Here is a 2,458-nt window from a genome sequence, read left to right on the forward strand (position 1 = left end):
ACCCGGCCTTCACGGGGGCCGTCATCGGCAATTCGCACATCCAGCTCGTCGAGCCGGCTCGCCTCTCGGCCGCCACCGGCATTCCGTTCGTGCAACTCTCCGTGCCGGCGAGTTGCCGGGCGAGCGCCGCGCTGAGGCCCGAGCCGGCCCCGACGATCAGGGCGCGATGATAGGTCGGTCTCATGGAGGCGGCTTCCGGGTTGTCCGACGGGGCAACGTCGGGCGGGCGGGGCCGGTTCGCGCGCAGGGGCGACGGGTCAGTCCCGCCGCTCGCGGAAGAAGGCGCGCAGCAATGCCGCCGCCTCGTCCTCGCGGAAGCCGCCATACACGTCCGGCGCGTGGTGGCAGGTCGGATGGTTGAACACGCGTGCGCCGTTCTCGACCCCGCCGCCCTTGGGGTCGGCGGCGCCGTAATAGAGCCGCCGGATCCGCGCGAAGCCGATCGCGCCCGCGCACATCGGGCACGGCTCCAGGGTCACGTAGAGGTCGCAGCCCGGCAGCCGGTCGTCGCCGAGGGCGGCGCAGGCGGCGCGGATCGCCAGGATCTCCGCATGCGCCGTCGGATCGTTGAGCGCCCGCGGCCGGTTGTGCGTCACCGCCAGCACGACGTCGCCGCGCACGATGACGGCACCGACCGGCACCTCGCCGGCCTCCGCCGCGCGGCGCGCCGCGGCGAAGGCGAGATCGAACGGCGACGTCTTCGCGGGAGGGATCGAGTGGGGCACGAGGACGTTCCTAGCCGCCGGCACCGCCGCCGCAAAGCGCGCCGCACCGGCCGGCACATCGACCCCCGTCCGAGGAATGTTAATCGGCGGAACATTCAGCCGGGGCCGGCCGTTTCTCATCCAACGCGGCACGGCCGCATTCAGGATGAGGAGCCGGCGATGAGCAGCACCACCGACAAGATCAAGGGCGCCGCCAACGAGGCGGTCGGCAAGGCCAAGCAGGGCATCGGCAACGCGACGGACAACGCGAACCTGAAGGCCGACGGCGCCGCGCAGGAAGCCAAGGGCAAGGCCGAAGGCGTCAAGGGCGACGTGAAGTCGGCCGTCGGCAAGTAAGCCTCGCAGCAACGCATCCCCCGGTGCGGACGCGGGTTTCGTTCCGCATCGGGGTTCGGTCGGCCGGTCGGTGCGTCCCCGGCCTTGCATCAACGCATTCGTTTCCAGGAGGTCTGCATGATCGGTTGGGCCATCACCTTTCTCGTGGTCGCGTTGGTCGCGGCGCTCCTCGGCTTCGGCGGCATCGCCGGGACGGCGATGGAGGCGGCCAAGATCGTCTTCTTCGTGGCCATCGCCCTGTTCCTGGTCTCCGCCGTGTTCGGCGTGATGCGCGGACGCGCGCCGCGGCTCTGACCGGCCGGACTAGTTCTGCGTTGTGAGAAGGGCGGCCCGGATCGGGCCGCCCTTCTCGCGTTCCAGGGGGCACTGGCCGGGGTGCATTGGAACGCGTGCGGGCGTAGCCTCAGGTGCCCTCGCCTCACCCTGTCCGGTCCATGAATCCCCAAACCTGGGCGCTCTTCCTCGGCGCCGTCTTCCTGCTTTCCGGCACCCCCGGCCCGAACATGCTGCACGTGATGACGCGCAGCCTTCGCTTCGGCCTCGGAGCCAGCCTGTTCGCCATGGCCGGGTGCCTGTCGGCCGTGGTGCTGGTGCTCTGCGCCTCGGCGACGGGGCTGGGCGCCGTGCTCGCCGCCTCGCCCAACCTGTTCGCAGGGCTGCGCTATGCCGGCGTCGCATACCTGGTCCTCCTCGGGATTCAGGCGTGGCGCGGGGCCGGCGGGGTGCCGCAGGTCGGAACGGGACCGATCGCCCCCTCCGCCGGCGGCCTGTTCCGGGGCGGGTTCCTGATCGGGGCGAGCAACCCGAAGCTCCTGCTGTTCGCGGCGGCGTTCCTGCCGCAATTCATCGATCCCGCCGTGGATCAGGGGTTGCAGCTGACGATCCTGGTCGCGACCTTCGCCGCCGCCGAGGCGTTCTGGTATGCGGTCTACGCCCTCGGCGGCCGGCAGCTCGCGCGCCATCTCGCCAGGCCTGCGCTGCGGCGCCTGTTCGACCGGGCCACCGGTGCGATCTTCGTCGGCTTCGGGCTCGGCCTGCTGGCCGGACGCCCCTGAGCGACGATCCGTCTCGCGCGGCGGGGCCCGCTCTGTTATGGGCTTGCCGATGAGCGACAATCCGACCACCCTCTCCGCGGACGAGCCCGTCCGCGGTCCCGAGACGACGCAGGCGCCCGAGACCCCGGCGAACGCCGAGCCCGCACGCCGCGAGGCCGCCTCTCAGGACGAGCCTTCCCGTCCAGAGCCTTGGAGCCCGGCCACCGACGCCAACGTCCGGTCCGCGGACGACGAGGCGCCGCGGGAGCGCGTGGCCCGCGACCGACCCAAGGACCGGCACGCCAACGAGCGCCCGGCCAAGGAGAAGGTTTCGAAGGAGCGCGGCGGCGACGCCCCCTGCGC

General features: G+C 72.1%; 4 protein-coding genes and 2 pseudogenes. 4 read left to right on the forward strand and 2 right to left on the reverse strand.

All coding sequences use genetic code 11. The features are described from left to right. Together FV223_RS32110 and FV223_RS25280 are read right to left on the reverse strand one after the other, a co-directional pair. Window positions 1-184 (reverse strand): annotated as a pseudogene (locus FV223_RS32110) (oxidoreductase); the annotation flags it as partial. Between the two features lie 73 nt (window positions 185-257). Beyond that, on the reverse strand, window positions 258-725 hold the full coding sequence (locus FV223_RS25280) for a nucleoside deaminase (RefSeq protein ID WP_243933835.1): 468 nt from the start codon (window positions 723-725) through the stop codon (window positions 258-260). Window positions 726-884: 159 nt separating this feature from the next. Between FV223_RS25280 and FV223_RS25285 the strand changes: the two genes are divergently transcribed. The 4 genes and pseudogenes from FV223_RS25285 to FV223_RS25300 all read left to right on the forward strand — a co-directional run. After that, window positions 885-1,061 (forward strand): CsbD family protein, encoded by a 177-nt coding sequence (locus FV223_RS25285; protein ID WP_147729527.1) that lies wholly within the window; start codon window positions 885-887, stop codon window positions 1,059-1,061. A gap of 117 nt (window positions 1,062-1,178) precedes the next feature. Then, window positions 1,179-1,355, forward strand: coding sequence for a DUF1328 domain-containing protein (locus FV223_RS25290; protein ID WP_147729528.1), 177 nt, complete (start codon window positions 1,179-1,181; stop codon window positions 1,353-1,355). Between the two features lie 140 nt (window positions 1,356-1,495). Beyond that, window positions 1,496-2,116: a LysE family translocator gene (locus FV223_RS25295; protein ID WP_147729529.1), complete on the forward strand. Its 621-nt coding sequence runs from the start codon at window positions 1,496-1,498 to the stop codon at window positions 2,114-2,116. A 49-nt stretch (window positions 2,117-2,165) separates the two neighbouring features. Next, window positions 2,166-2,458: pseudogene (locus FV223_RS25300) on the forward strand (hypothetical protein); the annotation flags it as partial.

It is taken from the genome of Methylobacterium sp. WL116 (assembly GCF_008039455.1).
Classification (GTDB): domain Bacteria; phylum Pseudomonadota; class Alphaproteobacteria; order Rhizobiales; family Beijerinckiaceae; genus Methylobacterium.

Coding starts and splice junctions, on each gene's coding strand:
- FV223_RS25285 (WP_147729527.1), top strand. CDS start 885: ATGAGCAGCACCACCGACAAGATCAAGGGCGCCGCCAACGAGGCGGTC.
- FV223_RS25290 (WP_147729528.1), top strand. CDS start 1,179: ATGATCGGTTGGGCCATCACCTTTCTCGTGGTCGCGTTGGTCGCGGCG.
- FV223_RS25295 (WP_147729529.1), top strand. CDS start 1,496: ATGAATCCCCAAACCTGGGCGCTCTTCCTCGGCGCCGTCTTCCTGCTT.